A 26,477-nucleotide genomic window follows, 5' to 3' on the forward strand; every position below is an offset into this window, starting at 1 on the left:
CATGCCGGGTGGTGTGGCAGGGGAGCGGCCCTTCAGGGCCGCCCCCTATGCCGATGCGCTCACTTCTTGCAGCGTATGGGCACGTTCACGGAATTGCCGTCCGAACTCAGGTTGCGGTACTGCAAATCTTCGCTTTCGATGGCGAAGCGGGGCACCGCGTGCACATAGCGCTGCTTGCAGACGGTGTCGTCATTGATCAGCTGGCCCGCCAGCATGTAATCGCACAGGGCAAAGCGCGATTCCTCGTCATCGAGGATCAGCACGCGCGCGGCGCTGTATAGCGCTGATTGCAATACTTCCGGGCTGCAATTTTCCGGGCCCGTCAGCTTCAGATGGGTTTTCGTCTGCGTGGCCAGGCGCTGCAGCTTGACGAGGGCGGCGCGCTCTTCCTTGCGCGCACCGTCGACGTGCACGTCCTCGCTGGCCAGGCGCAGCGCCAGCGAGGCGATCTGGTCGATGGAAATATGCCAGGCAAAGCCTTCCAGCCGCGTGCGGATCTGGCCGGGCAAGGGATCGGCCGCATCGACTTCGCAGCGGTACTGGCCCAGGTGGGGGCGGCACAGCACGGGGATGGCAAAGGCCGAGGTGCGCTTGCCCTTGACGAATTTCTGGCTCAGGTCGCCAAAGTTTTCATGCGTGATGGTATCGAAGCGGGCTTGCCCAAAGCCCATCTTGACGAGATTTTCCTTGCGCTGGCGCGAAAACAGGGCGTCGACGGCATCGTAGATATTCTTGTTGAAGATGCGGTCCAGCGGCTGGCGCTCGTCCGACATCTTTTCGAATACGGCGCTGGAATTGGGCGCGTTGGCATCGATGGAAATGAGGATGAAGGGCTTGCTGTTCAGACGCGGCGGCACGACGGCCATGTCGTTGCCGTACAGCTGCGTCAGGGCCACGTCCCACAGGGTTTCCACGCCCAGGTTGTCGGCCGCGCCGCCATCGAACAGGTGCACGTAGGACGGCGATTCGCGCGACTCGGAACCGAGTTCCGGCACGAAACTGTTTTTCGGACGGAAACGCTCGAAAGTGACGGAGTCGAACACGCCGGGAAAGGCGGCCGAGGTGGCCACGGCCGTGGCCAGGCGAATATCCTGGATCGGCGAATGCAGGGTGCTGTAAAAATACTCGTAGGAAAACACCACGCGCTTGCCGCCATCGGTGGCGTCCGTCGCGTTGGCCAGGAAGATGGGGCCGTCGTGCGGCAAGTCCTGGTAGGTTTTCTTGTCGTACAGCACATCGTCCAGCACGTCGGACAGGAACGAGGTGCGCGTCTTGTTTGTTAACAACATCGTTGTCAGGTTGGCCGGTTTCAAAATGGTCTGGCCAAAGAAATCCGTTTTCAGCTTGCTGCGCAACAAGGGCCAGTCCGTCTGCTTGCCATGCAGCGCATAGTAGCCGCCCGCGATGGCGCCGCCCGACACGCCGGAGATGGCCGAGGCGCCGCTGACGAGGCCGAACTGTTCCAGCTGCTCCAGCGAGGCGGCCGAGAAATTGGCTGCGCGGCTGCCCCCGCCGGACAGGGCGATGCCGATGAAGTGGTCATTGGGCATGGGATTCTGGATGCGTGCCTTGGGCGCGTCGATGCGCAGGCGCGGGGTTTCCTGCACGGTAAACGTGCGGTTTTCGACGCCGCTGTTGGGGCGCAGGGCGAGTACCGTGCAGCCGCTCAAGAGCGCAGCGAGGAAGAGTGGTGCAAACAAAAGTGGGTTCATGCGCGATCTGTGCGTAGTCATTGGTTGGGATACGGACGGAAACGTGTGCGATTCTAGCAAAGCCGGGAACAATCACCTACTCAGCTGGTATCCGAGCATGGCAGCGTTGTAGAGCGCATGCACGAGCATGGGCGCCAGCAGCGATCCGCTGCGCTCGTACGCGATGCCCGTGCACAGGCCCAGCACGAAGACGGGCAGCATGGCGGCCGGTGGATGCACGATGGCAAACAGCGCGGCGGCGATGCCGATCGCTTGCCAGGCCGGCAGCGAGCGGCGCAAGCCGCCCTGCAGCAAGCCGCGGAAGAGGAATTCCTCGCACAGGGGCGCGGCCAGCACGCCCAGGGCCAGCAGCCACAGCCCGTTGCCATTGATCTGTATCAATGGCGAAGCGGCCGGCGGCAGCAGGGCCGCGTAGCCGATGCCGAACAGGACCGCGACACAGGCGCCCGCGCCTCCCCGGCGCCACGGCTGGCGCCCCTGTCCGATGCGCGGCACGCCGGCCGTCCTGGCGCGCCAGTAGACGAGGCGCAGCAGCGCATACGTGAGCGCGCCGGCCGCGCCGGAGGCGATGGCCAGCTGCGCCAGCGGCGCCGCACTGGTCGCTTTGAGCAGGATCAAGGCCAGTGTTTGCAGCATAAAAAACAGCATGGCGGCGATCAGGCCATCGGCCGCCGCTATTCTGGCCGGCGGCGAGGCGGCAGGATCGAGCAGGTAGGGCAGCGCATCGCGCGCTTTTTGCCATATGGCCACGGCCAGCGCGCCCGTGAGCACGACAAACACCAGTTGCTGCACCAGGCTGCCGGCGGCCAGCGCGGCGATGTACAGGCTGGTCAGCAGCAAATACAGGTACATATACGTGGGGCGCACCTTTGCCCTTGTTTCCGTGGCCAGCGGGTCGCTGGCAAACACGCCCAGCGCCACGGCAATCAGCGAGTACAAGGGAATGCCGGCCAGGGCCAGCAGCAGCAAGGCCGCCGTTTGCCACGACCATGCGGGCAGCCAGGCCAGCGCCGCGCCGAACAGGGTCAAAGGATACAGCAGGGCCAGCATGGCCCACAGCTGCGCCTTTTGCCGCAGCGCCTGTTCGATGGCGACGGGAAACGTGTATAGCAGCCACAGCGCGCCACCTTCCTTGTTCAGCGTCTGGAAGGCCGACATCAGCAGCACATAGGTGCCGAGGAAAAAGCCGGTGGAGGCCAGCAGGACGGGATGCTCCAGCAGCGCGTGCAGGTCGCGCGCCTGGCCCGTAAACAGGGCCTGGCCACCGAGGATCAGCAAGGGCATCAGCAGGGTCTGCACGAGAAAATTGCGGTCGCGCAAGAGTAACGTCAGCTCACGCCGCTGGATCGCCGTGCCGATGCGCGGGCGCCACCGGCGTATTGGAGGCAGCGCCTGCGCCTGCTTGCGCGCGCTTTCGCGCTGGCCCGCGCCCACCACGCCGTGGCGCAGCTGGCGGCGCAGGATGGCCATGCCCAGCCACATCAACGGCAACACTTGCGCCATCAGCAGGGCGGCTGGCAGCAGCAGGGCCGCCACGTCAGATGCATTAAGCAGGCGCAACAGCAGGCCCGGCGGCGTCCAGCCGCTCCAGGCGGGCATGGCGGCCGCCCACGCATACGCGAAGCCGCCCGTGCCCATGCCAAACGACATGCCCATATACATGGGCAACAAGCCCGCCAGCGAGATCGCTGCCTGCAGATTGCCCAGCTGGGACGGACTGAGCGACAGGCGCAAGCCCGTGTCGACCAGGGTGCGCAGCATGGCGGCCAGGGCCAGCAGGACCAGGCTGGCGAGCAGGCCTGACAGTGGCGCAAGCCAGCCCTGGCCCGAGTACCAGGCGATGGCTGTCGTGCTGGGCCACAGGGCCAGCAAGCCGGCCGGATTGACGAGCGTGCGTTCGAGCACGCGCGCCCACAGCAAGGTGCTTTTTTCGACGGGCAGGGTGACCAGCCATTCCAGGTCCCAGTCCGGCTGCGACAGTTCTCCCATGCCCAGCGGCAGCAGGACGCTGACCAGCCACAGCAGCCCCAGCTGCAGGGTCAGGCCACCGATCAGCGCCACGCTGAAGGGCGTGGCCATCAGCTGCGCGATGACGGAATCGAGCAGGAGGTCGCTTGTGTGCAGGCCGCCGCGTGCCTGGCAGGCGGCGACCTGGTCCAGCAAACAATGCATGTTCAGTACGCTATGGCGGGCGATGCTGCCGAAGGAAAACAGCATGGGCAGCAATAGCAGCGCGCCCAGCAGCCAGCGTCCGCCACGCTTGCCCGGCGTGGCCGGGCGGCTTGTATTGTTTTTCTTGAAGGAAAGCCCCCGGCCGCTGACGTTGAGCAGGCGCTGCAGGCGCAAGCGGGTCAGCAGCCAGACGGCGCGCCAGGCGGTGGGCGGCGCCGGTGTCATGCCGTCGACGTCTCATCGGTGAGTTGCAGGAAGAGGTCTTCCAGGCTGCCATCGCTGGACAGCTGCCGGCGGATATCGTCCAGGCTGCCCGTGGCGACCAGGGTGCCCCGGTGGATGATGGCAACCCGGCTGCACAGCTTTTGCGCCATGTCCAGCAAATGCGTGGAAACGAAGATCGTGGTGCCGGCGGCGGCGCGGCGCAGCAGGCGTTCCTGCACGTCGCGCGAGGCACGCGGGTCGAGGCCGTTGATTGGTTCATCGAGGATCAGCACGGCTGGATCGTGGATCAGCGCGCAAGCCAGGCCCAGTTTTTTCTTCATGCCCAGCGAGTAATTGACGGCGAAATCCTCGCTTGCCTCGTCCAGGCCGAACTCCGTCAACAGGCGCGCCGCGCGGGCGGCCGCTTCCGCGCGGGGAAAACCATGCATTTCAGCCACGAATTGCAGGATTTCACGCCCGCGCAGATAATCGTAAAAGATGGGGTTGTCGGGCAGGTAGCCCACCTTGCGCTTGACGGCGGCGCCATCGCGGTGGCAATCGAGGCCATCGACCAGCACGCGGCCGGCGCTGGGCACGAGGATGCCCATCAGCATGCGGATGGTGGTGGTCTTGCCGGCCCCATTCGGGCCCAGGAAGCCGAAGACCTCTCCTTTGCTCACCTGCAAGGTCAATGGCTTGACGGCCTCGAACGTGCCGTACTGTTTGGACAAACCTTCGAAGGCGATCATGGTGCCCCCAGGGCGGCCAGCAGGCGCCCCTCGCCAGCGGGCGTGAGACGCAGGGCACGGCTGTCGAGTTCGCGCTCGGCCCAGCGCTGGCGCAGGGCCAGCTGCAGGATGGCGGCCCCCAGCGCGCCGCCCAGGTGAGCCCGCCGTTCGCTCCAGTCCAGGCAGGCACAGGCGAAGCGGCGGCGCTGGCGCTGCATTTGCGGCACGTCAATACCCAGGGCCGCCATGCGGGCCGCGCCCGCTTCCGATAGCCGGTAATCGTCGCCATCTTCCAACAGCCAGCCTTGCGCGTGCAACTGGTCGTGCAGAGCGACGGCCACCGTGCCGGCCATGTGGTCGTAGCAGGTGCGTGCATGGCGCAATCGCTCCGGCGTGGTGGGCAGAAACGGCGTTGCCGCCACGCCGGCCACTACCAGCAGCGCTTCGAGGGCCTGGCCCACCTCCACGCTGGCCAGGCGGTAATAGCGGTGCTTGCCTTGCGCCAGCATGGACAGCAAGCCATCCTCGCGCAGGCGCGCCAGATGCGCGCTGGCCGTCGAGGCGCCCACCTCGGCCAGCGCCGCCAACTCCGTCGCCGTGCGGGCACGGCCATCGAGCAGGCTGCACAGCATGCGCGCGCGGGCCGGTTCGGCGATGGCGCCGGCCAGTTGCGCCAGTCCCATGTCGGCCGTGCGATGTTGATGGCTGTCATCCATGATTCGTTCCCCGGCGAAGTGTTGTGGTCGAAGGGGCAGCATACTCGGCTCCCTTCATCACTGCAATGGAATGCGCATGCCGCTCGCCGACTTTGTTATCGACCCCGCCGACCCTTTCTTAGCCGTCACCCACGCGGCGCCGTATGATTACTATCGCCGCCTGGCGGACGGTCCGCCGCTGCGATTCGATGCGCAGCTCGATTGCTGGCTGGCGACGGGCGCGGCCGGCGTGCTGGCCGTGCTCACGCATTCCGCTTGCCGCGTGCGGCCGACCGGCCAGCCGGTGCCGGATACTCTGGCGGGCACGCCGTGCGGCGCGGTTTTTGCGGAACTGGTGCGCATGAACGATGGCGAACGGCATGCCGTGCCGAAACAGGTGCTGGCGCGCGCGCTGGGCCAGGTGGATCTGGCGCGCCTGCAGGAGCGGGTGCTGCAGATTGCCAGCGAGCGCGTGCCCGGCAGCGCCGCGCAGCTGAACGAGGCGATTTTTGAGTTGCCCCTGTTTGCCATGGCGCACTTGCTGGGCTTTGCGCCAGCGCAATGGCCGGCGCTGGCTGCCTGGACGCGCGATTTTGTCGCCTGCCTGTCGCCGCTGAGCAATGGAGTCCAACTGGCCGGCGCACAGGTGGCTGCCGATGCCTTGCTGCACAGTTTTCGCCGCCTGCTGCGCGAGGGCGAGGGCGACGTGAGGCCCGGCAGCTTGCTGCACGCTATCGTGGCAGAGGCCGATGCCATGGGAGACGGCGTGCTGGCCAACCTCGTGGGTCTGCTGTCGCAGACGTGCGATGCCACGGCCGGCTTGCTGGGCAATGCCATCGTTGCCTTGCGCACGCAGCCGGATTTGTTGCCGCAACTGCGCGCAACGCCGCAGCGATGGCCGGCCATGCTGCGCGAGGTCAGCCAGCGTGATCCCGCCATTCACAACACGCGCCGCTACACGGCGGATGCCATGGAATTCAACGGCGTGCGCGTGCCGGCCGGGCAGATGATCGTCGTCGTGCTGGCCAGCGCCGGCCAGGCGGAGTTCGGCTTTGGCCATGGCCGCCACGTCTGTCCGGGCCAGTCCATTGCGCACGCCACCGCCACAGCTTGTCTGCAGGCTTGGGCCGATGGGCTGCAAGGCATGCCGCTGGCATGGCGCTATCTGCCGTCGCTGAACGCCCGCATCCCTGTTTTTAATACGGGAGAAATAGCATGATTGCCGTGATTTTCGAAGTCTGGCCCAGCGCCGATGGCCGCCAGCAGTACCTGGACCTGGCCGCCGCGCTGCGACCCCTGCTCGATGAAGTGGACGGTTTCATTTCCATCGAGCGCTTCAGCAGCTTGAGCGAGCCAGGCAAATTGCTGTCGCTCTCGTTTTTCCGCGACGAGGCGGCGCTGGCGCAGTGGCGGCAGCTGGAAGCGCACCGCGCGGCGCAATCGGCCGGCCGGCAGGGCGTGTTTGACGATTACCGGCTGCGCATCGCCGGCGTCGTGCGCGATTACGGCATGCTGGACCGGCAACAGGCGCCGGCCGACAGCCGCCAGCGCCACGAAGGCTAGCGGGGCAGCGCGCCCTGCGTGATTTTCACTTTGACCCGGTACGTGGGCGCGCCCGCGTCGAGGGCGGGCGGCGTGGCCGGGTCGACGTCGAGCAGGGTGAACGTCAGGTGGTTGACGGTGACGGAACTGGCGGCGCCGGGCATGGAATCGGACAAGACGATATCGGTCGCGCCAGCGCTGTTGAGCAGACTGAAACTGTAGCTGACGTAGCCTTTCCACACGCACACGGCGCCCTTGCGGCAGCGGCTGTCGTTGACGCGCTCCAGTTTCAGGGTATCGGTGGCCGTGATGGCGACCTGTTCGCCCGGCGAGAGCACGTGGGTGACGCTGCGCGGCGTGTTTTCCGCGTCGCCGGCGCTGCCGGCCGCGCCGCAGCCAGCCAGCACGGCCAGGCAGGCGAAGAACAGGGGGAGCAGCATGGTGCGGTAAGAGCGGGTCAGGTAAGGCATGTTTTTCCTTTCAGGTGGAGCGTCCCCGGCGTGCTTGTTCACGCGAGGGATGAAATGATAGTAGCAAAATGATATTTTTCCGGCGCCCTATTGACGCGCTGTGGATGAATTGATGCGCCGGCCACGCGGCGCGCCGATTACTGCGTAGAATGGCTGTTTTGAAAATCAGGAAACAACCATGAAAAAAACTGCCCTGGCGAAAAGCGATGCCAAGAAACTGATGGGAAAGATGAATGTTCCCGGCGCCGGTGCATTCGGTAAGGAAGCGGTCGTCGTCGACCGCCGTGAGCAGCGCAAGCGCGATCAGGCCCTGGGCCTGGTGCCATTCGCCGTCAAGCTGAACAGCGATCTGGTGCTGCAATTGCAGACCCTGGCCAAGGAGCGCGGCGCGGATCTGAATGAATTGGTTGCCGAAGTCCTCGTCAAGGGCCTGGCTGCAGCTTAACGGTCGACAATGTTTATCTGTTGATAAATATCAAAGCTCAAAACTAAAAGGCGCCTTGCGGCGCCTTTTGCATTACGGCATTGCTTTCGACTACACCCAGGCGGCCAGGGCGCCCTTCATTTTTTTCAGCGCAGCCACTTCGATCTGGCGGATGCGCTCGGCCGATACGCCGAACTCTTCAGCCAAAGCGTGCAGGGTGGCGCCGGAGCCGTCGTCGTTGGCCAGCCAGCGCGCTTCGATGATGCGGCGCGAACGGGCGTCCAGCTTGCTCAAGGCCGTTTCCAGACCTTCCGATTGCAGGCGCGTCACTTGTTCCGCTTCCAGCACCTTGGTCGGCTCGCTTTGCTCCGACGACAGGTAGGCGATCGGCGAAAACTTGTCGTCTTCATCGTCGGTCGGCGATTCCAGCGCGATGTCGCGGCCGCTCAAGCGCGTTTCCATTTCGATCACTTCTTCGCGCTTCACGTCGAGCAGCTTGGCCAGCGCATCGATCTGCTTCGGCGTCATCGCATCGAGGCCCGTCTTGTGGCTGCGCAGGTTGAAGAACAGCTTGCGCTGTGCCTTCGTCGTCGCGACCTTGACCAGGCGCCAGTTTTTCAGGATGTACTCGTGCATCTCGGCTTTCACCCAGTGCATGGCGTACGACACCAGGCGCACGCCCTGATCCGGATCGAAGCGTTTCACGGCTTTCATCAAGCCGATATTGCCTTCCTGAATCAGGTCGGCATGCGGCAAGCCATAGCCCAGGTAGCCGCGGGCAATCGAGACCACCAGGCGCAGGTGCGACAGCACCAGTTCTTGCGCGGCGGCCAGGTCATTTTTTTCACGCAGGCGTGTCGCCAGCGAAATTTCTTCGTCATGGGTCAACATGGGCAGGCGGTTCACGGCCGAAATATAGGCGTCGATATTGCCCAGATTGCCAGTGAACCCGAGGCCCAGCGCATTACTTTTGGTCGGCACTAAGGCGGACGTTGCGGACATCATAGTCATGTTTTCTCCCTCGTAGTCTTGCTTTGTTCCCGTTGGCCACGTCACGCGACGTGATCCACTTGTCTGTTTGCGTATTCGGTCTTGCACTTTGCAGATCGCGGCACCATCTTCATCTGGCGTCCATGGCGGTTCTGCTGTTGGTATGTCCCTATATTAGCACTCTCTGCTTGCGAGTGCCAATCAGCACATTTAATCGATCTGATAGCCTAAATACTATGGCGAATGAATGCTTGATATATATGTCTGAACATCGCGAGATAGCGCTTCACGACAACAAGGCTAGTCTACGGCCTTTGGCTGAAGCGAGCCTTAAGAATACTTGTTTAATATCAAGATAACAGCAGTATAAGGATGACGCGGCGCATGGCGACGCCAGGAGCGCCGCCATGGGAGGGAAGATCAGTTCAGGCGCGCCAGGTGGCGCTGCACGCAGAGGAAGGCGCCGATCAGGCCCAGGCCGGCGCTGATGGCCAGCAAGCCAGCCATCGGCAGCGGCGCCAGCGGCACCAGCTGGAATTCGGACGCATACAGGCGGGCAAACTCGGCAATCGCGGTATTCAGCGGCTGCAAGGCCAGTGCCACGGCGCCCAGGGCCAGCGCACCGGCGCACAGGCCCAGCAGGGCGCCTGTGTAGTAGAAAGGGCGGTGGATGAAGGTGTCGGTGGCGCCGATCAGCTTCGAGATGCTGATTTCATCGCGCTGCTGCATCACCTGCAAGCGGATGGTATTGAAGACCACGGCGATCACGGCCACGCCCAGGGTGATCGCCAGCAGCAGCAGCACCAGGCGCAGTACGCCCAGCAAGGCCGCCAGGCGCTTGACCCAGGCCGAATCGACTTGCGCCGATTCCACGAATGGCAACTGGCGCAACTGTTCCGCCACCGCATCGACATCCTGCGCCTCGCTGGCGCTGCTGAAGGCATCGAGTTTCAATACATAACTGTCGGGCAAGGGATTGTCGCCCAGGGTGCTGAGCACGTCGGCCAGGCCGCTCTTGTTTTTCAGCGAGTCCAGCGCCTGTTCGCGCGGGATGAAGACGATCTTCGCCTTTTGCTCGCCGACGATCTTGCGCATGGCGCCAGCCAGGGCCACGGCTTGCTCGCGTGGCGTGTCGATCTTCAGGAAGACGCTGATTTCCGGGTCGACGGACATCTGCTCCGACATCGGGCGCACATTGTCGAGCATGGTCAAGCCGGCGAATGGCAGCGACAGGGCGATCGCGACGACGAGCACGTTCAGCAAGAAGCCGCCCGGCGACTTGCGCAAATGAATCAGCGCCGAACCGAAGGCGAAGCGGTGTTGACGGAACCAGCCTCTCATGCCTGCTCTCCCTGCGCGTCGTCCGGGCCGGGGGAGGGCGCGAAATCGGGATCGGGCGGGGCGAAGACGGGCGCCTGGGTGGCCTTGTCGATGGCCACCAGCTGGCCGTTTTTCAGGTGGATCACGCGGGCGGCGGCGTCGAGCATCTGTTCGTCGTGGCTGGAAATGAGGCAGGTCACGCCCACTGAATGAAATGCTTTCAGGGCGTCGAGCACCTTATTGGCGCTGGCGCGGTCCAGGTTGGCCGTCGGTTCGTCGGCCAGGATGATCTGCGGCCGGTTGACGATGGCGCGCGCGATCGACACGCGCTGCTGCTCGCCGCCCGACAGCGACAGCGGACGCGCCATGGCGCGGTCCAGCAGTCCCACTTTGTCGAGCGCGGCGCGGGCGCGCTGTTCCGCGGCAACTTTATGCGCGCCGACGACGAGCAGCGGCAGCATGACGTTGGCCAGGATGGAGCGGTCGTTCAATAATTTTTGCTGCTGGAAGATCAGGCCCATGTTGCGGCGCAGGAAGGGCACGCCGGCCGGCTTGATCTTCGCCATGTCCTGGCCATTGACGATCAGCTTGCCCGACGTGGGGCGTTCCATGGCGGCGATCATTTTCAGCAAGGTGGATTTGCCGGCGCCGGACGGGCCCGCTAAAAATACCAGCTCGCCTTTGGCAATATTGAGCGAAATGTCGCTGAGCGCGACGGCGTCGGCGGAGTATTGCTTGGAGACGTGCTGAAATTCAATCATGTATAGGCTTATCCGAGCAGCGCTTCGACAAATTCGGCAGCCACGAAAGGCTGCAAGTCTTCAATTTTCTCACCGATGCCGATGAAATACACGGGCACGGGGCGTACGCGGGCAATCGCCGCCAGCACGCCGCCCTTGGCGGTACCGTCCAGCTTGGTGATCACCAGGCCGCTCAATTGCAGGGCATCGTCGAAGGCCTTCACTTGCGTGAGGGCATTCTGGCCCGTGTTGCCGTCGATGACGAGCAGGGTTTCATGCGGCGCGCCCTCCATGCCCTTGCCGATCACGCGCTTGATTTTCTTCAATTCCTCCATCAGGTGCAACTGTGTCGGCAAGCGTCCTGCCGTATCGACCATCACCACGTCGATGCCGCGCGCCTTCGCCGATTGCACCGAGTCGTAGGCCACGGCGGCCGGGTCGCCCGATTCCTGCGAAATCACGGTGACGTTGTTGCGCTCGCCCCACACCATCAGCTGCTCGCGCGCGGCAGCGCGGAAGGTGTCGCCCGCAGCCAGCAGCACGGATTGATTGTTCGACTGCATGTGCTTGGCCAGCTTGCCGATGGTGGTGGTCTTGCCGGCGCCATTCACGCCGGAAATCATCATCACCAGCGGCTTGTGGCGGCCCAGCTCGAAGCGCTTTTCCAGCGGCGAGAGCAGGTCGATCAGCAGCACTTTCAGCGCGGCCTTGACGGCGGCGGCGTCGAGCAGCTTGTCTTCCTTGACCTTTTTCTTCAATTCCGTGAGCAAAAATTCGGTGGCGTCGATGCCGGCGTCGGACATCAGCAGCGCCGCTTCCAGCTCTTCGTACAGGGCCTCGTCGATCTTTGCGCCGACGAACAGCACGGACAAGGTATTCGAGGTTTTCGACAGGCCTGCCTTCAGGCGCGTCATCCACGATTTTTTCTCGGGTTCGGCGGCCACGATCACGGGCACGCGCTCGGCCGGCGCACCGCTCAGTGGCGTAGCGGCAGGCTGCGGCGCAGGCGGCGTGGCGGCGGGAAGGACGGGAGGCTCGGCTGGCGCAGCCTCGGGAGCGATGGGTTTTTTCTTGAAGAAACTAAACATGGATGTGTGGTGGCGGGTGCTGACCTAAGGCCCGGCGGCGCCGGACACTGTGTTACGGGCTATTCTACCAGAGCGCGCCCGGCCCTTCATGCTTTACTGTTCGATTGGCAACATTGCGCGGCTATCCACGGAGATCGCCGCAGTTGCCGCGCTTTCCAGCCGGATCAGTGGGTTTGCAGGGCGTGCGCCTGGTGGCGGCGGCGCCAGTCGGCGATGCTTTCGTCGACTTGCCGCAAGTCCAGCACGTGCAAAAAGGCCGGCGGCTGCTTGGTCAGGACGGGACTGCGTCCCCCGGCCCACAATTCCATGCTTGGTGGCAAGCTTGCATGCAGCTGCTGCAGGCTGTCGCGCGTCTGCCTTTGCTTGCTGGCACTGGAAAACGACAGCGCCACGATGTCGGCCCGCTGCGCGCGGGCGGCCGCGACGATGTCGGTCAGCGGCGTTTCCACGCCCAGCGACATGCAATGGGCGCCGGCCGCCGCGCACAGCGCCTCGGCCATCAGCAGCCCCAGGCCATGGCGTTCCTGCGGCAAGGTACTGAGGACGATGCGCGGCGAGCGCGTGGACGGGCTGCTTGCTTGTGGCAGGGAAAAGATGGCGTGGCGCATCACCGTTTGCAAGGTTTCGCTATACAGATGCTCTTCATACACGGCCAGTTCGCCGCACGCCCACGCCTCGCCCACCATGCCGGTGAGGGGGGCGACGACGTCGATGGTGAAGGCTTTCAGCCCCAGCACGGCCAGCGCCTGGCGCAGGGCATCAGCCAATCCCGCCATCTGGTGGCCGCGGCACAGGGCCAGGTAGTGCGCCAGTTGCGGTTGCGGCAAGGACGGCGCCGCGCTGCCGGCGCTGGCCAGCTGCTGCAATTGCGCGGTGCTGTGCTGCATGATTTTTCCCGGACGAAATCCGAGGTCCAGCAGGCGCTTGACCATGCGCAATTTCTGCACTTGCTCGGCCGGATAGCTGCGCTCGCCAAAGGCGTCGCGCCAGGGCTGGGGAAAGGCGTAGCGGCGCTCCCATACACGCAAGGTTTCCTTGGCCAGCCCGGTGTCGCGTTCGACATCGCTGATGCTGAAGGCGGAAGTAGGTTGCAGGTCAGTATCCATACCAGGGTGGCTTTGCTCGCTTGCGGAAGAACGTGGCATGCATTTTACGCCTTCCGCCGCCCCTGACCAAATAGCTGAATCCGATTGGAAATGGCCGGCGTACAAGTTTGTGAACGGGTGGGGGCACTCATTGACATAAATCAATATTTCATCGATTATCATGAGGATCGTTTTGTCCAGGACAAACTTAATACAGGTGTACTCATGAAAATTGCCGTCGTCGGAGCAGGAATTGCAGGATTGTCGTGTGCCTATCGCCTGGCGCAAGCGGGCCAGGACGTCACCTTGTATGAGGCGGGCGACTACTTTGGCGGCCACAGCCATACAGTGGATGTCACGCTCGATGGCGTCACGCATGGCGTCGACACGGGGTTTCTCGTGTTCAACCACGCCACCTACCCGAACCTGGTGCAACTGTTTGACGAACTCGGCGTCGAGGCGGCCGACAGCGACATGTCGTTCTCCGTGAAGATGCCGCTGGGCACCACACCCGATGCCCGCGTGCTGGAATGGGCGGGCGCCAATTTCGATACCGTGTTTACCCAGCGCAGCAATCTGCTGCGCCCCGCCTTCTTGCGCATGCTGCGCGATATCGTGCGTTTCAACCGGCAAGCCAGCGCCCTGGCCACGGCCAGCGCGCCGGCGCCGGCCCTGTCGCTGGGCGAGTTTCTCGACCTGCACGGCTATGGCGACGAGTTCCGCCACTGGTATCTGCTGCCGATGGCCGCCTGTATCTGGTCGTGCCCGGCGCGCCAGATGCTGGCCTTTCCGCTGGCCACATTCATCCGTTTCTGCCACAACCATGGCTTGCTGCAAGTGAGCGACCGGCCACAATGGCGCACGGTGCGGGGCGGCGCGCGCGTGTACGTGGAAAAACTGCTGGCGGGCATTCCGCAGCAGCGCCTGGCCTGCCCCGTGCTGGCCGTGCGCCGCCAGCCGCACGGCGGCGCCCGCATGGTCGAGCTGCACACGGCTGCCGGCGTCGAGCATGTCGATCACGTCGTGCTCGCTTGCCACAGCGACCAGTCGCTGGCCCTGCTGGGAGATATCCGCGACGACGAGCGCTCCGTGCTCGAAGCCGTGCGCTACCAGCCGAACCGGGCTGTGCTGCATACGGATGCGTCCTGCCTGCCGCAGCGTCGCCGTGCCTGGTCGGCCTGGAATTACCAGGGCCGGCCGGCAGTGGAAGAAGGCGAGGCGCCGCAAGTGTGCGTGCATTATTTACTGAACCAGTTGCAGCCCTTGCCGTTCACCACGCCCGTCATCGTTTCGCTCAATCCGCTCGACGAGCCCGATCCAGCGACCATTCTCGACGCGTTTTCGTATGCCCACCCCGTGTTCGATGGCGCGGCCATTGCCGCCCAGGCGCGTCTGGCCGGTTTCCAGGGCGCGCAGCACACGTGGTTTGCGGGCGCCTGGACGGGCTACGGTTTCCATGAAGACGGCTTGAAGTCGGGCCTGGCCGTGGCGCAAGCGCTCAATGGTATGGCGGCGGAGTTTGGTCATGCCGCGTGACTCCTCGCTGCCCGTGCCGCCGCAGCCCCAGCTATGTCTGGGACGGGTGCGCCATGCGCGTCTGCGTCCGCGCGCGCATGCTTTTGCATATGGCATGTTTTATCTGCGTCTGCCCTTGCGCAGCATGGGGGTGCAGGATTTCCCGGCACGCCTGATTTCGCGCAACGGCGCCAATGTGCTGTCCTTCCGCGACAGCGACCACGGCGATGGCGCGACGCCGCTGCTCGAGTGGATCGATGGCTTGCTGCGCCAGCATGGCGTGGTCGATGCGGACGGCGAAATCTGGCTGCAAAGCATGCCGCGCATGTTCGGCTATGTCTTCAATCCCGTCAGTTTCTGGTTTTGCCACCGGCTTGACGGCGCGCTGCGGGCCGTGGTGTGCGATGTGCGCAATACCTTTGGCGAGCGGCATCTGTACTTGCTCGAGCAGGGCGGCGCCATCGCGTATGGCAGCGAACTGGTCGCCAAGAAAATTTTCCACGTATCGCCATTTTGCAAGGTGGAAGGCCAGTACCGCTTCCGTTTCCTGCGCAATAGCGAGCAGGGTGGCGAACGCCACCTGGCGCGGGTCGATTACGAGGACCTCGACGGCCCGCTGCTGCAGACGAGCCTGGCCGGCACGGCGCAGCCGCTGCGCGATGGCGCCATCGCCTGGGCCTTGCTGCGCTACCCCCTGATGACGTTTGGCGTGATGGCGCGCATCCATTGGCAAGCCTTGCGCCTGTGGCTGCGCCGCGTGCCGTTTTTCAGCAAACCCCACCCTCCACAAGAAAAGGTGTCCCGATGAGCTCCGATTCCCTGCCGACCGGCCTGCATGCGCGCAGCAGCGCGTGCCCCGCGCACTCGCACGACCACACGCACCTGGACATGCCCGCCTCCGGGCGCATGATTGTGCGCCTGCTGCAAAAGTTGCAATACGGCGCCCTGCGCCTGCGCACGCCTGATGGCAGCGTCCTGCAGTACGGCGACGGCAGCCATCCCGTCACCCTGGACTTGCATAACTGGCGGCTGTGCGCGGCCGTCCTGCGCTCGGGTGACATCGGCTTTGCGGAAACGTTTATCGCCGGCGACTGGCGCACGGACAATTTGCCGGGTCTGATCGAATTGATGATACGCAATCGCGCGCAGATCGAATCCCTGATCTACGGCAACTGGTGGGGCAACCTGGCGTACAAGGCCAAGCATTTTCTCAACCGCAATTCGCGTGCCGGCAGCAAGAAGAATATCCATGCCCATTACGACATCGGCAACGCCTTTTATCAGCTGTGGCTGGATCCATCGATGACGTATTCGAGCGCCCTGTTTAGCGAAGGCGCCAGCCTGGAGCAGGCGCAGGGTGCCAAATACCGGCGCATTGCGGAGCAGTTGCAGCTGCAGCCGGGCCAGCGCGTGCTGGAAATCGGCTGCGGCTGGGGCGGCTTTGCGGAAACGGCGGCGCGCGACCATGGCGCGCACGTGACGGGTCTGACTTTATCCACGGAGCAACTTGCGTATGCGCGTGAGCGCCTGCAGGATGCGGGGCTGGCGGCGCAGGCCGACCTGCAGCTGTGCGACTACCGCGACAGCCACGGCCAGTACGACGCCATCGCCTCGATCGAGATGTTCGAAGCCGTGGGGCAAAGCTACTGGCCCGGTTATTTCGAGTGTGTGGCGCGCAACCTGAAGCCGGGCGGACGTGCCTGCATCCAGACCATCGTCATCGCCGACGAACTGTTCGAGCGCTACAGCAAGAGCACGGATTTCATTCAACAGTACATTTTCCCGGGCGGCATGCTGCCATCGCCGGCCGAGTTTCGCCGCGCCGCCGAGGCGCAGGGCTTGCGCGTGGCGGACGCCTTCAGCTTTGGCCTCGATTACGCGGAAACCCTGCGCCAGTGGCGCGCCAGCTTCCTGGCCCAGCGCACGGCGCTGGAAAAGCAGGCTTTCGATAGCCGTTTCCTGCTGACCTGGGAGTTTTACCTCGCGTACTGCGAGGCCGCCTTCCAGGCGCACAACACGGATGTGATGCAATTTACCCTGATCAAGGACTGACCATGCGCCGCCTGCTTGCCACTGCCGTGCTGTCGTTGACCATGTCCGGTGCCACAGCCGCGCCGCCTGCCTTTATCGCTGCCGACGTGCCCGAGGCCCGCCTGGCGGGCGAGGGCGAATACACGTGGTTCGGCATGCGTATTTATCGGGCGCAACTGTGGGTGGGCCCGCAAGGCTACCAGGGCGCGGCGTCGGCAACGGCGCCGTTTGTGCTGGAACTGCGCTACGCGCGCGCACTCGACGGCAAGAAGATCGCCGAAGCCAGCTACGAACAGATGCAGAAAATCGGCGCGGGCACGGAAGCGCAGCGCTTGGCGTGGCTGGGCACCATGCAGCGCATCTTTCCTGATGTTAAGGAAGACCAGCGCATCGCGGGCGTCCACCGGGCCGGCATCGCTCCCGGCGTGCGCTTTTATCTCGATGGCAAGGTGCTGGCTGACGTCAGCGATGGTGACTTCGCGCGCGCCTTTTTTGCCATCTGGCTCTCGCCGTCGACCACGGCGCCGAAGCTGCGCGCGTCCTTGCTGCAGAGTGCGGCGCCGCTGCCATGAACGCCGGGGCCAGCGCCTTGACCTTGCCTGCCTTGTTCAGTTATGGCCTGTTCGGCTTGCCGCTGGCCATGCTGGCGCTGCCCATCTATATATATGTCGCGCCGTTTTATGCGCAGCGCAGCAGTCTTGACCTGGCGCAGATCGGCGCCGTGCTGCTGGCGGCCCGCATCGCGGCCGCCTTCATCGATCCGGCCCTCGGTGCCTGGATGGCGCGTGGCAGGCGCAGCTATGCCGTCTATGTCGCTGCGTCGCTGCCCTTGCTGCTGCTGGGATTTGGCGCCCTGTTCCATCCGCCGTCGCTGTCGCATGGGGCCACCCTGGCCTGGTTCCTGGCCGCCTTGCTGCTCGTCTACGCCGCCTACGGCCTGGCCGGCATCGCGCACCAGAGCTGGGGCGCGGCCTTGAGCCAGGCGCGCGCGCAGCGGGCGCGGGTGACGGCCGTGCGCGAAGGCTGCGGCTTGCTCGGCGTGATCCTGGCGGCGGGCCTGACTTCCGTGTTCGGCTATGACGGCTTGTCGCTGGCCTTTGCCGTCTGCCTGCTGGCGGCGGGCGCGCTGCTGCTGGCGCGAGCGCCGCGTCCGGCCTTGCGCCAAGGTATGGAGGTGCTGCCCGCCGGCGCCTGGCGCCTGCCGTTTCGCCAGCGCGCGTTTCGCTGGCTGTTTGCCATCCTGCTTGTCAACGGCGTGGCAGCCGCCATTCCCGCCACCCTGTTCCTGTTCTTTGCCAGCGACTACTTGCGCCTGGGGCATTACGCAGGACCGTTCCTGATCGTCTACTTTTGCGCGGCGGCCGCCTCGATGCCCGCGTGGGTGGCCCTGGCGCGCCGTTTTGGCGAAGCGCGCGCCTGGGGCGGCGCCATGCTGCTGGCCGCGACCGTGTTTGTCTGGGCATATGGCCTGGGCGAGGGCGCCGCCTGGGGCTTTGCCAGTATCTGCCTGCTGTCGGGCCTGGCGCTGGGCGCCGACCTGGCCTTGCCGCCGGCCCTGCTGGCTGGGCTGATCGGCGCGGCCGGCCATGCCGGGCGGCATGAGGCGGCATATTTCGGCTGGTGGAACTGGGGCGTGCAGATGAGCCTGGCCCTGGCGGCTGGCATCGCCTTGCCCCTGCTGGCCTGGCTCGGTTATGTGCCGGGCAGCGGCGGCGGCGGCTTGCCGGCCCTGGCGGCGGCCTACGCCTTGCTGCCCTGCGCCTTGAAACTGCTGGCCGCGCTGCTGCTGTGGCGCGCGCCTCTACAACATATATATAGTGAACCCGGGGAGAAGCGACCATGTACCTCATGAAATATTGCCGGCGCGGCATGACGGCGGCCGCCTTGCTGCTGGCGCTGGCCGCCTGTTCCACGCCGCCCACCCCGGCCACGTACGCGCAGGAATTGCCGAAGCTGGACTTGCAACAGTACTTCAACGGCACGCTCGACGCCCACGGCATCTTCCAGGACCGCTCCGGCAAGGTGGTCAAGCGTTTCACCGTGGTGATGCGGGCCAGCTGGGCGGGTGAGACGGGCACTCTGGATGAAGACTTCACGTATTCGGACGGCAGCAAACAGCGGCGCGTGTGGACCTTGCGCAAGACGGCGCCCGGGCGCTTCATCGGCACGGCGCCCGACGTGATCGGCGAGGCCGTCGGCGAAGTGGCTGGCAATGCGCTGCGCTGGCAATACGTGCTGGCGCTGCCCGTCGATGGCACGGTCTACCACGTCGACTTCGAGGACTGGATGTTCCTGATGGATGACAAGGTCATGCTCAATCGCGCCGCCATGAGCAAGTTCGGCGTCAGCCTGGGCGCCGTCACTTTATCGTTCAGCAAGCGTCCACAGGCGGCCCCATGAATCGCAAGATCACCAGCTGGGCGGGCAAGCGCGTGTGGATCATCGGCGCTTCCAGCGGCATTGGCGCAGCCTGCGCCACCCTGCTGCTGGAGCAGGGCGCCTGCGTGGCCTTGTCCGCCCGCCACCGTGCCAGCCTGGAGCGGCTATGCGAGGGGTACTCGCTGGCGCAGGCCTTGCCGCTCGATATTACCCAGCCGCCGCAGCTGCGGGCCGTCTGTGCCGAACTCACGCAGCAGTGGACGCATATCGACCTGATACTGGTTGTCGCTGGCGGCTATCAGGCCATGCGCGCCGATAGTTTCGACCTCGAGGCGGCCCAGAGCTTGCTGGCCTTGAATGTGGGCGGCGTGTTCAATTGCCTGGAGCAGGCCTTGCCTTGGCTGTTGCGCCAGGGCTGCGGCGGCATCGGCATCGTCGGCTCGGTGGCCGGTTATGGCGGCTTGCCGAAAGCGCTAGCGTACGGCGCCAGCAAGGCGGCGCTGATCAACCTGACGGAGTCGCTATACCTGGATCTGCATCCGCGCGGCATCGGTGTGTATCAAATCAATCCCGGCTTCGTGGCCACGCCCCTGACGGCGAACAATGATTTCAGCATGCCGGCCCTGATGACGGCGCGCGACGCGGCCGCCGCCATGCTCGACGGCATCGAGCGGGGCCAGTTTCACATCCACTTCCCGAAGCGCTTTACCAATAGCATGCGCCTGGCGCGGCTGCTGCCGTACCGCGTCTATTTTTGGCTGATCCGCAAGGTGACGGGCCTATGAGCGCAACCATGGAAGGTGCGCTGGCGCGCCTGGTGGCGTTTTATGAGCACCTGAGCCTGGAGAGCCTGGCCCAGCTGGGCGCCGTGTATGCGCCAGACGCCCGCTTCAAGGACCCGTTCAACGAGGTGGTGGGGCATGCCGCCATCCTGGCCATCTTCGAGCACATGTTCGTGCAAGTCGATGCGCCCCGGTTTGTCGTGCTGGAAAGCCTGGGGCAGGGGGAGCAAGCGTTCCTGACGTGGGAGTTCCGCTTCCGCATGAAACGTCTTGTCTCTGGCGAACAATGTATCCGTGGCGCAACACATGTGCGTTTCGATGCCCAGGGACGGGTGGTATTGCACCGCGATTATTGGGATGCGGCGGAAGAATTGTATGAAAAATTGCCGGTGCTGGGCTCTTTCATGCGCATGCTCCGGCGCGCAAGCCAGCGTTAAGCTGGTTTCGTGATGCTTTTAAGCAAAAAATGCGAAAAAGAAAAAGTAAATTGTGTGGAATGGAGGCAGCGAAAACTTGATTTCGGTCAATGTGTCGTTTTTTCGACACAAATATGTCAAAATATTGAGAAGGCAACATTGTAAGAAATTGTTTCAACTGATGCGCAATTTGCAAGCAAGAGTCGTCCTCATCCGTTTCCGGCCGGCACCCGACGCGCGTGCTGGAAAACGGGAAAAACATTTCTATGTGAGCAATTTAAATTACCACAAAGTCAGTAATTGTGTTGATACTTTGCCTATTTTTCTACAGCGCGCGCCGACGTCGAAAATGCCGCCTACGCCCCTGAATAATGCGGCAACGCACCAAAACAGGGCGCATTATTTCCCGTTTTTGGGCATCCGGCAGCAAACATTGGCGATGCCGTGTATGCTTCGTCCCGTTTATCCATTATCGCCTGACAAATTGTGCGCTTTGTCGCGTAAATCATCGAGGGCGGATGAGGGGTAAATCGTGTTGACGTTTTAATCACACGCCTGATACTGTTGCACTAATACAACGGGTGTCGACAAGGCATGCGCTATGATGGAATGGTCAATCAGGCCAATGCATTGGTTGGCAAGGGGCACTGGCTCTGTCGCGTAGTACGGTTGGCGATGGCCGGGATGCCTGAAAAAGCACTCGGCCTGGTACCGGAAGTAACATGTTGGAACTTGATGGAATGTGAAACGGTCGTTATAGTGCCGCTTCCGGTGCCCTTTGAGCACCGAACCGGCGCATGAAAATACGGTCGCTCTGCAGCCTTCAAGCTTATCGGTGCAATAGCGTGCCGATACCGATATGAATTGTTCCTCTGACCGGAACAGCAATGTGGCAGGTGGAGACCTTGCCCTCACTCATAAAAAGCGCTCTGCTAGAGCGCAGCTCGAGATGCATAGGCTGTATTACTTTTTGCTTCAAAATTAAAGGAAATCGCAATGAAAAAAACTCTGATCACCCTGGCAGTTCTGGCAGCAGCCACTGGCGTAGCCCAAGCTCAATCGAGCGTCGTTATCTACGGTACCGTTGACGCTGGTTTCGTCAGCGAGCGCGGCGGCGTTAAGGGCAACGTTAACAAACTGGACAGCGGCGTTGCTTCGGCTTCCCGTATCGGCTTCAAAGGCACCGAAGATCTGGGCAGCGGCCTGTCGGCACTGTTCGTTCTGGAATCGGGCTTCGGCGTTGACAATGGTCAACAAGACGTTGCAGGCTCCCTGTTCAATCGTCAAGCTTACCTGGGTCTGAGCAGCAAAACGACCGGTACCCTGACCCTGGGCCGTCAATACACGCCTTGGTACAACACCCTGTCGAAAGTTGCTGATCCATTCGCAGCTGGCTACGCTGGTTCCGCCAAGAACTTGTTCCCAGCGAACACCCGCACCAGCAACACCGTGCTGTACACCTCGCCAAACTTCAGCGGCTTTGACGCTGACGTGGCTTACACCTTCGGCGAAAACGCTGAGTCGAACAAAATCGGCCGTAAAATTGGCGCGTCGGTTGGTTACTCGAACGGTCCTTTGAATGCTCGTCTGGCATACAACAACACCGCTAACGACACCGCAACGACCGAAGTTGGCAGCGGCCGTAACTGGTTGGCTGCAGCTAACTACGACTTCGCAGTTGCTAAAGCTTACGTCGCATACGGCGTGAACAAAGGCCAAAACAGCGCCATCCGCAACAACGGCAACGTTGACGCGTTTAACTACACCTCGGCTGGCTTCAGCACCGACAGCACCACCGCCCTGATCGGCGCAACGGTACCAGTTGGTCCAGCAGGCACCGTGATGGCTTCGGTTATCCACGTGAACGACAAAAACAGCGCGAACGCCGATGCTAACCAGTTCTCGCTGGGCTACTCGTACGCTCTGTCGAAGCGCACCAGCACCTACGCTTCGTACGCTAAAATCTCGAACAAAAACAACGCTGGCTACACCGTTGGTAACAACAGCAATGTTGGTACGGGCGACAAAGCCTTCAACGTTGGTGTTCGTCACTCGTTCTAATATTCGCGCAAGCGAAGCTTAGTACCGCTGCCAGCATCCCTTCGGGGATGCTGATAAGCAAGGAAACGCGTCTCCAGGCTAGTCCTGGCGGCGCGTTTTTGCATGTGCGGCGCCAGTTATAATGGCGCCGTTACTCAAGTAAAGGAATGCCATGTCTTCATTCACCTCGCCGCGCCTGGCCACCCTGCTGGCCGCGCTGCTGCTTGCTGGCGCCACGGGCGCTGCTGTCGCTGCCGTCAAGGGCAAGAAGCCGGCCGGACTGGAGCGTTACGGCGTAGCCGTCTACTCCGACCTGTGCCTGCAAAAGGATAGCGGCGAAATCGGCGGTCAGCGCGTGACCCTGCACCGCTTCGCCGAAGCCGATTCCGTCATCTATGAATTCACGGCGGGCGCCCTCAGCTGGCCCATCGTGGCCAACGACGTCAATCTGGACGCGGCCACGGGCGCCTTCGACTTCACCATCGCCGGCGCCGACAGCGAAGAGCGCACCATCGTTGGCAAGTTTTCCAGGGATGGGCAGAGCCTGACCCTGGAAGGCGATTACTGCGGCGGCAACGTGCGCATGCCCATGAAGCTGAGCCGCGTGCGCGATTTCGGCCGTCCCCTGAAGCATTGCACGCCATGCCCGCCGGTGCCGGAAGTGCCCGCCGAGGCAGTGCCTGCCGAGGAAAGCGCGCCCGCGCCCGCCGCCTGAGCGATTGCCGCTGTCAAAAAGAAAAAGGCCCGGTATCGACCGGGCCTTTGTTATTTTCAGCGTTGCAAGGGGTTTAGTGGGCCGCCTGCGCCTTTTCCGCCGTGGCGCGGATGGTGGCGAGTGTCGCGTTCGGCGTGATCAGGTTGCCGTCGTAGCGCAGTTCGATCAAGGCCGGCAAGTTGTTGGCCTTGGCGTGCGCCAGCGACCGCTGCAGGGCGGGAGCGAACTCTTCTGTCGTATTCACCACTTCGCCATGCGCGCCGTACGCTTGCGCCAGCGCTGCGAAATCCGGATTGTGCAGGGTCGTGCCCGACACGCGGCCCGGGTAATCGCGTTCCTGATGCATGCGGATCGTACCGAACATCTGGTTATTGAAGACGATGATGACCACGCCGGCCTGGTATTGCACGGCGGTGGCCAGTTCCTGGCCATTCATCATGTATTCGCCATCGCCGGCGAAGGTGATGACGGTGCGCTCCGGGTGCACGATTTTGGCCGCCACGCCCGATGGCACGCCGTAGCCCATGGCGCCGTTGGTCGGCGCCAACTGCGTGCGCATGCCGCCGTAGCGATAGAAGCGGTGTGCCCACGAGGCGTAATTGCCGGCGCCGTTCGTCAGGATGGTGTCAGAGGGCGCCTGCGTCATGATCTCCTGCGTCACTTGCCACAGGTCCAGCGGCGCCTGGCCATCCTGGAAGATGGGCGGCTGCTCCTGGTAGGCGGCCAGCTCGGCCTTCGCTTCAGCCGGCGTATGTTTCCATGCGGAAGCATCGATGGGGGGCATGGCGGCCAGCATGGCGCACACTTGCGGCATGCCGCTGTTGATCATCAGCTCGGCCTGGTAGACGCTGCCCAATTCCTCCGCATCCGTATGGATGTGTACCAGGCGCTGGCGCGGCACGGGCGAGTCGAACAGGGTGTAGCCGCCCGTCGTCATTTCGCCCAGGCGCGGGCCGATGGCGATGACCAGGTCGGCATTTTTCACGCGCGCGGCCAGTGTCGGGTTGATGCCGATGCCGACGTCGCCGATGTAGTTCGGGTGGGCATTGTCGAGCAAGTCCTGGAAGCGGAAGGCGCAGGCGACGGGCAGGTGGTTGCTTTCCGCGAACTGTTGCAGATCGGCGCATGCCTGCGGCGTCCAGGTGGTGCCGCCCAGCAAGACCAGCGGCTGCGTTGCGCCGGCCAGCATGCTGCGCAGCTGTTGCAGCTGGGCCTCCGATGGCGCCGCCTGCACCGGCTGGTAGGCGCGCGTGTCGGCGACAGTCGCCAGCGAAACGAGCATGTCTTCCGGCAGGGCCAGCACGACGGGGCCGGGGCGCCCGCTGGTGGCCACCTGGAAGGCGCGCGCCAGGTATTCGGGAATGCGCTCGGCGCGGTCGATCTGTGCCACCCACTTGGCCATCTGCCCGTACATGCGGCGGTAGTCGATTTCCTGGAACGCTTCGCGGTCGACGAAATCGTTGCCCACCTGGCCGATGAACAGGATCATCGGCGTGGAATCCTGGTAGGCCGTGTGCACGCCGATCGAGGCGTTGGTGGCGCCCGGTCCCCGCGTGACGAAGCAGATGCCCGGCTTGCCCGTCAGCTTGCCGTAGGCTTCGGCCATGAAGGCGGCGCCGCCTTCCTGGCGGTTGATGATGAAGCGGATGCCCGAATCATGCAGGGCGTCGAGCACGTCGAGGTAGCTTTCGCCAGGCACGCCAAAGGCGGTATCGACACCATGGATCTGCAGGGCATCGACCAGGATCTGGCCGCCGGTACGGGGTTGTTGCGTCATGTTCGGCTCTTTATATTCTAGTGGGTGGCAAAGAAGTGGGGCAGCGGTGCGCATGCGCCTGCATGCAAGCAGCTTGCCTCATTCTATGTGAGCCGATTTGGCCCGGCTTTTGAAATGGCGACACCGAATTACACAATCCCCCGGGCCGGGGCGACGACGAGGGGCCTGCACAGGCCTTTTGCAGAAACATGCTGCGGCGCGGTACAATGGCGGGTGAAGCAGGCCAGACAGTCGCTGGCCGGCGCAGCGATGCGCTGGCGGGAGGAAGGTCCGGACTCCATAGAGCGGGGTGACGGTTAACGGCCGTCCGTCGAAAGCCGCAAGGTATAAGGCGAGGAATAGGGCCACAGAGACGAGCGTATTAAGTTACGGTGAAACGCGGTAACCTCCACCTGGTGCAATTTCAAATAGGCACGCGATGATGCTGCTCGCGGAGCGTGCGGGTAGAAAGCTTGAGCGCCCGAGTAATCTGGCGCCTAGAGGAATGACTGTCATAGCGCCAACCTGCAAGGGAAGGCGCCGTAACAAAATCCGGCCTACCGGCCTGCTTCACTTGAATTCCTGTTCCCTTGTCTGTCAGGGAGCATCCTGGCCGCAACGCTTGCGTGCTGCGCGCCACCTAAAAGCCCCCGCAACGGGGCTTTTTTTTGTTTCCAAAAATATAGCATTTGAGATAAAGTTGTATATACAACTAAAGGTGAACAATTGGTTAAAGTTTCTTAACTCTAATTAATTGCTGCATTGCAAAAATAGTTTTCCCGTGACAGGCCAGCCCCGGAAAACAGGGGCGATACGTGCCATCGGCGCTTTTCTTTTGCTTTAAACCAAGTCTTTTGCGGCGGCTGATTGCTGTTGTGCTCGGATGGCGAAACTATTGTCATGTGTCAACTAACTGTAAAAAATTCAATTTTTTGATTTCGTTTTTTTCGATGTTTACGGTAGGAAAACACATGTGTGCAGATGAGGTAGCACATTCACTATCTTTCATAAGTATCTAATTTATCGATATATTTTTATTTGAGACTCCTTCAACGATATGCGCTAAGTCCTTAATTTCATTAATAAAATTCCTGTTTTGCCAATCGGAAACCGCTTGACCACTATCTTTGCTTCCTCTAAAGTGGGCAACTGTGTGAAAAAGTGTGTTTTTGTGGGAAATTTTCCCTTTTCATCGTGATGCGCAAGCGTCGCAACCCAAGCTCAAAAAAGGTCTTCCGTGTTTCAAGGCGCGTCCGCAATCAATCTCGATGCCAAAGGCAGGATGTCTATCCCTGCCAAGCACCGTGACGCGCTGGCGATTCAATGCGAAGGCCGCTTGACTCTGACCAAACACCCCGATGGCTGCCTGCTGTTTTTCCCCCGTCCCGTGTGGGAAAGCCACCGCCAGCAAATCGCCGCCTGGCCCATGTCGGCGCGCGCCTGGCAGCGCATCTTCCTCGGCAACGCCGTCGATGTCGAGCTGGACTCGGCCGGCCGCGTGCTGATCTCGCCCGAATTGCGCAACGCCGTCGGACTGGCGCGCGAAGTCATGATGATCGGCATGGGCAGCCACTTTGAAATATGGGACGCCGCCAAGTTGGCCGACAAAGAACAGCAGGCGATCGATGCCGGCACCCCCGATGTACTTTCCAATTTTTCTTTCTAAGGCTCCG

25 protein-coding genes and 1 other RNA gene are annotated in these 26,477 nt (G+C 62.9%); 15 read left to right on the forward strand and 11 right to left on the reverse strand.

Translation table 11 applies throughout. The features are described from left to right. Positions 1-59: 59 nt before the first annotated feature. The 4 genes from AC54AF_RS18545 to AC54AF_RS18560 all read right to left on the reverse strand — a co-directional run bounded on the left by AC54AF_RS18545 (position 60) and on the right by AC54AF_RS18560 (position 5,532). Entirely contained in the window at positions 60-1,700 is a 1,641-nt protein-coding gene (locus tag AC54AF_RS18545) for a patatin-like phospholipase family protein (protein ID WP_496637711.1), read from the reverse strand. An 84-nt stretch (positions 1,701-1,784) separates the two neighbouring features. After that, positions 1,785-4,109 carry a CPBP family intramembrane glutamic endopeptidase gene (locus AC54AF_RS18550; protein ID WP_496637712.1) on the reverse strand — a complete coding sequence of 775 codons (2,325 nt, stop codon included), beginning with the start codon at positions 4,107-4,109 and terminating at the stop codon, positions 1,785-1,787. Next, a complete protein-coding gene (locus tag AC54AF_RS18555; RefSeq protein ID WP_496637713.1) occupies positions 4,106-4,837 on the reverse strand; it encodes an ABC transporter ATP-binding protein in 732 nt (243 codons plus the stop codon). Before AC54AF_RS18555 ends, AC54AF_RS18550 begins: the two co-directional genes overlap by 4 nt. Continuing rightward, the gene (locus AC54AF_RS18560; protein ID WP_496637714.1) at positions 4,834-5,532 is read right to left on the reverse strand and encodes an ArsR/SmtB family transcription factor; all 699 of its coding nucleotides are present in this window, start codon (positions 5,530-5,532) and stop codon (positions 4,834-4,836) included. The genes AC54AF_RS18555 and AC54AF_RS18560 overlap by 4 nt, the downstream gene beginning before the upstream one ends. A gap of 76 nt (positions 5,533-5,608) precedes the next feature. On the opposite strand from AC54AF_RS18560, the gene AC54AF_RS18565 reads away from it, so the two are divergent. Both AC54AF_RS18565 and AC54AF_RS18570 read left to right on the forward strand, forming a co-directional pair. After that, a complete protein-coding gene (locus AC54AF_RS18565; RefSeq protein ID WP_496637715.1) occupies positions 5,609-6,730 on the forward strand; it encodes a cytochrome P450 in 1,122 nt (373 codons plus the stop codon). Beyond that, the gene (locus AC54AF_RS18570) at positions 6,727-7,074 is read left to right on the forward strand and encodes an antibiotic biosynthesis monooxygenase family protein (protein WP_496637716.1); all 348 of its coding nucleotides are present in this window, start codon (positions 6,727-6,729) and stop codon (positions 7,072-7,074) included. Before AC54AF_RS18565 ends, AC54AF_RS18570 begins: the two co-directional genes overlap by 4 nt. Here the strand turns inward: AC54AF_RS18570 and AC54AF_RS18575 are convergent. Then, positions 7,071-7,523: a hypothetical protein gene (locus tag AC54AF_RS18575; RefSeq protein ID WP_496637717.1), complete on the reverse strand. Its 453-nt coding sequence runs from the start codon at positions 7,521-7,523 to the stop codon at positions 7,071-7,073. The genes AC54AF_RS18570 and AC54AF_RS18575 overlap by 4 nt on opposite strands. Before the next feature lie 178 nt (positions 7,524-7,701). On the opposite strand from AC54AF_RS18575, the gene AC54AF_RS18580 reads away from it, so the two are divergent. Next, positions 7,702-7,968 carry a hypothetical protein gene (locus AC54AF_RS18580; RefSeq protein ID WP_219116564.1) on the forward strand — a complete coding sequence of 89 codons (267 nt, stop codon included), beginning with the start codon at positions 7,702-7,704 and terminating at the stop codon, positions 7,966-7,968. Positions 7,969-8,058: 90 nt separating this feature from the next. Here the strand turns inward: AC54AF_RS18580 and rpoH are convergent, their stop codons facing one another. The 5 genes from rpoH to AC54AF_RS18605 all read right to left on the reverse strand — a co-directional run bounded on the left by rpoH (position 8,059) and on the right by AC54AF_RS18605 (position 13,230). Beyond that, on the reverse strand, positions 8,059-8,952 hold the full coding sequence (rpoH, locus tag AC54AF_RS18585; protein ID WP_035824784.1) for an RNA polymerase sigma factor RpoH: 894 nt from the start codon (positions 8,950-8,952) through the stop codon (positions 8,059-8,061). A gap of 405 nt (positions 8,953-9,357) precedes the next feature. Further along, complete coding sequence (ftsX, locus tag AC54AF_RS18590; protein ID WP_131689830.1) at positions 9,358-10,278, reverse strand: permease-like cell division protein FtsX; 921 nt, start codon at positions 10,276-10,278, stop codon at positions 9,358-9,360. Further along, positions 10,275-11,018 (reverse strand): cell division ATP-binding protein FtsE, encoded by a 744-nt coding sequence (locus AC54AF_RS18595; protein WP_496637718.1) that lies wholly within the window; start codon positions 11,016-11,018, stop codon positions 10,275-10,277. The genes ftsX and AC54AF_RS18595 overlap by 4 nt, the downstream gene beginning before the upstream one ends. Before the next feature lie 8 nt (positions 11,019-11,026). Further along, the gene (ftsY, locus tag AC54AF_RS18600) at positions 11,027-12,085 is read right to left on the reverse strand and encodes a signal recognition particle-docking protein FtsY (protein WP_496637719.1); all 1,059 of its coding nucleotides are present in this window, start codon (positions 12,083-12,085) and stop codon (positions 11,027-11,029) included. 164 nt (positions 12,086-12,249) lie between these two features. Next, complete coding sequence (locus tag AC54AF_RS18605) at positions 12,250-13,230, reverse strand: MerR family transcriptional regulator (protein ID WP_496637720.1); 981 nt, start codon at positions 13,228-13,230, stop codon at positions 12,250-12,252. Positions 13,231-13,395: 165 nt separating this feature from the next. Between AC54AF_RS18605 and AC54AF_RS18610 the strand changes: the two genes are divergently transcribed. From AC54AF_RS18610 to AC54AF_RS18655, 10 genes are all read left to right on the forward strand, one after another. Then, positions 13,396-14,706, forward strand: a complete 1,311-nt coding sequence (locus AC54AF_RS18610; protein WP_496637721.1) for an NAD(P)/FAD-dependent oxidoreductase — start codon at positions 13,396-13,398, stop codon at positions 14,704-14,706. Then, positions 14,696-15,493: a DUF1365 domain-containing protein gene (locus AC54AF_RS18615; RefSeq protein WP_496637722.1), complete on the forward strand. Its 798-nt coding sequence runs from the start codon at positions 14,696-14,698 to the stop codon at positions 15,491-15,493. Before AC54AF_RS18610 ends, AC54AF_RS18615 begins: the two co-directional genes overlap by 11 nt. An 80-nt stretch (positions 15,494-15,573) precedes the next feature. Then, positions 15,574-16,737, forward strand: a complete 1,164-nt coding sequence (locus tag AC54AF_RS18620; RefSeq protein ID WP_496637759.1) for a class I SAM-dependent methyltransferase — start codon at positions 15,574-15,576, stop codon at positions 16,735-16,737. A gap of 2 nt (positions 16,738-16,739) precedes the next feature. Beyond that, complete coding sequence (locus tag AC54AF_RS18625; RefSeq protein WP_496637723.1) at positions 16,740-17,288, forward strand: chalcone isomerase family protein; 549 nt, start codon at positions 16,740-16,742, stop codon at positions 17,286-17,288. Continuing rightward, the gene (locus tag AC54AF_RS18630) at positions 17,285-18,568 is read left to right on the forward strand and encodes an MFS transporter (protein WP_496637724.1); all 1,284 of its coding nucleotides are present in this window, start codon (positions 17,285-17,287) and stop codon (positions 18,566-18,568) included. Before AC54AF_RS18625 ends, AC54AF_RS18630 begins: the two co-directional genes overlap by 4 nt. Continuing rightward, positions 18,556-19,116: a DUF3833 domain-containing protein gene (locus AC54AF_RS18635; protein ID WP_496637725.1), complete on the forward strand. Its 561-nt coding sequence runs from the start codon at positions 18,556-18,558 to the stop codon at positions 19,114-19,116. The genes AC54AF_RS18630 and AC54AF_RS18635 overlap by 13 nt, the downstream gene beginning before the upstream one ends. Then, the gene (locus AC54AF_RS18640) at positions 19,113-19,880 is read left to right on the forward strand and encodes an SDR family NAD(P)-dependent oxidoreductase (RefSeq protein ID WP_496637726.1); all 768 of its coding nucleotides are present in this window, start codon (positions 19,113-19,115) and stop codon (positions 19,878-19,880) included. Before AC54AF_RS18635 ends, AC54AF_RS18640 begins: the two co-directional genes overlap by 4 nt. Next, positions 19,877-20,314, forward strand: a complete 438-nt coding sequence (locus AC54AF_RS18645) for a nuclear transport factor 2 family protein (RefSeq protein WP_131689822.1) — start codon at positions 19,877-19,879, stop codon at positions 20,312-20,314. The genes AC54AF_RS18640 and AC54AF_RS18645 overlap by 4 nt, the downstream gene beginning before the upstream one ends. A 975-nt stretch (positions 20,315-21,289) precedes the next feature. Further along, positions 21,290-22,354, forward strand: coding sequence for a porin (locus tag AC54AF_RS18650; protein ID WP_496637727.1), 1,065 nt, complete (start codon positions 21,290-21,292; stop codon positions 22,352-22,354). Between the two features lie 151 nt (positions 22,355-22,505). Next, entirely contained in the window at positions 22,506-23,048 is a 543-nt protein-coding gene (locus AC54AF_RS18655; RefSeq protein WP_496637728.1) for a hypothetical protein, read from the forward strand. A gap of 73 nt (positions 23,049-23,121) precedes the next feature. On the opposite strand, the gene AC54AF_RS18660 is transcribed toward AC54AF_RS18655, so the two are convergent. Beyond that, positions 23,122-24,825, reverse strand: a complete 1,704-nt coding sequence (locus AC54AF_RS18660; RefSeq protein ID WP_496637729.1) for a thiamine pyrophosphate-binding protein — start codon at positions 24,823-24,825, stop codon at positions 23,122-23,124. A 215-nt stretch (positions 24,826-25,040) separates the two neighbouring features. Here AC54AF_RS18660 and rnpB point away from each other — a divergent pair. Both rnpB and mraZ read left to right on the forward strand, forming a co-directional pair. Next, positions 25,041-25,380: RNase P RNA component class A (gene rnpB, locus AC54AF_RS18665), an RNA gene on the forward strand. A gap of 661 nt (positions 25,381-26,041) precedes the next feature. Then, positions 26,042-26,470, forward strand: a complete 429-nt coding sequence (gene mraZ, locus AC54AF_RS18670) for a division/cell wall cluster transcriptional repressor MraZ (protein WP_034748899.1) — start codon at positions 26,042-26,044, stop codon at positions 26,468-26,470. The last annotated feature ends 7 nt before the right edge of the window (positions 26,471-26,477 follow it).

This window comes from Janthinobacterium sp. JF4, from assembly GCF_059617925.1.

What these genes read in the sequence shown, in the direction of transcription:
- AC54AF_RS18550 (WP_496637712.1), bottom strand. Translation starts at nt 4,109, where the DNA reads ATGACACCGGCGCCGCCCACCGCCTGGCGCGCCGTCTGGCTGCTGACC.
- AC54AF_RS18555 (WP_496637713.1), bottom strand. Translation starts at nt 4,837, where the DNA reads ATGATCGCCTTCGAAGGTTTGTCCAAACAGTACGGCACGTTCGAGGCC.
- AC54AF_RS18560 (WP_496637714.1), bottom strand. Translation starts at nt 5,532, where the DNA reads ATGGATGACAGCCATCAACATCGCACGGCCGACATGGGACTGGCGCAA.
- AC54AF_RS18565 (WP_496637715.1), top strand. Translation starts at nt 5,609, where the DNA reads ATGCCGCTCGCCGACTTTGTTATCGACCCCGCCGACCCTTTCTTAGCC.
- AC54AF_RS18570 (WP_496637716.1), top strand. Translation starts at nt 6,727, where the DNA reads ATGATTGCCGTGATTTTCGAAGTCTGGCCCAGCGCCGATGGCCGCCAG.
- AC54AF_RS18575 (WP_496637717.1), bottom strand. Translation starts at nt 7,523, where the DNA reads ATGCCTTACCTGACCCGCTCTTACCGCACCATGCTGCTCCCCCTGTTC.
- AC54AF_RS18580 (WP_219116564.1), top strand. Translation starts at nt 7,702, where the DNA reads ATGAAAAAAACTGCCCTGGCGAAAAGCGATGCCAAGAAACTGATGGGA.
- rpoH (WP_035824784.1), bottom strand. Translation starts at nt 8,952, where the DNA reads ATGATGTCCGCAACGTCCGCCTTAGTGCCGACCAAAAGTAATGCGCTG.
- ftsX (WP_131689830.1), bottom strand. Translation starts at nt 10,278, where the DNA reads ATGAGAGGCTGGTTCCGTCAACACCGCTTCGCCTTCGGTTCGGCGCTG.
- AC54AF_RS18595 (WP_496637718.1), bottom strand. Translation starts at nt 11,018, where the DNA reads ATGATTGAATTTCAGCACGTCTCCAAGCAATACTCCGCCGACGCCGTC.
- ftsY (WP_496637719.1), bottom strand. Translation starts at nt 12,085, where the DNA reads ATGTTTAGTTTCTTCAAGAAAAAACCCATCGCTCCCGAGGCTGCGCCA.
- AC54AF_RS18605 (WP_496637720.1), bottom strand. Translation starts at nt 13,230, where the DNA reads ATGCCACGTTCTTCCGCAAGCGAGCAAAGCCACCCTGGTATGGATACT.
- AC54AF_RS18610 (WP_496637721.1), top strand. Translation starts at nt 13,396, where the DNA reads ATGAAAATTGCCGTCGTCGGAGCAGGAATTGCAGGATTGTCGTGTGCC.
- AC54AF_RS18615 (WP_496637722.1), top strand. Translation starts at nt 14,696, where the DNA reads ATGCCGCGTGACTCCTCGCTGCCCGTGCCGCCGCAGCCCCAGCTATGT.
- AC54AF_RS18620 (WP_496637759.1), top strand. Translation starts at nt 15,574, where the DNA reads ATGCCCGCCTCCGGGCGCATGATTGTGCGCCTGCTGCAAAAGTTGCAA.
- AC54AF_RS18625 (WP_496637723.1), top strand. Translation starts at nt 16,740, where the DNA reads ATGCGCCGCCTGCTTGCCACTGCCGTGCTGTCGTTGACCATGTCCGGT.
- AC54AF_RS18630 (WP_496637724.1), top strand. Translation starts at nt 17,285, where the DNA reads ATGAACGCCGGGGCCAGCGCCTTGACCTTGCCTGCCTTGTTCAGTTAT.
- AC54AF_RS18635 (WP_496637725.1), top strand. Translation starts at nt 18,556, where the DNA reads ATGTACCTCATGAAATATTGCCGGCGCGGCATGACGGCGGCCGCCTTG.
- AC54AF_RS18640 (WP_496637726.1), top strand. Translation starts at nt 19,113, where the DNA reads ATGAATCGCAAGATCACCAGCTGGGCGGGCAAGCGCGTGTGGATCATC.
- AC54AF_RS18645 (WP_131689822.1), top strand. Translation starts at nt 19,877, where the DNA reads ATGAGCGCAACCATGGAAGGTGCGCTGGCGCGCCTGGTGGCGTTTTAT.
- AC54AF_RS18650 (WP_496637727.1), top strand. Translation starts at nt 21,290, where the DNA reads ATGAAAAAAACTCTGATCACCCTGGCAGTTCTGGCAGCAGCCACTGGC.
- AC54AF_RS18655 (WP_496637728.1), top strand. Translation starts at nt 22,506, where the DNA reads ATGTCTTCATTCACCTCGCCGCGCCTGGCCACCCTGCTGGCCGCGCTG.
- AC54AF_RS18660 (WP_496637729.1), bottom strand. Translation starts at nt 24,825, where the DNA reads ATGACGCAACAACCCCGTACCGGCGGCCAGATCCTGGTCGATGCCCTG.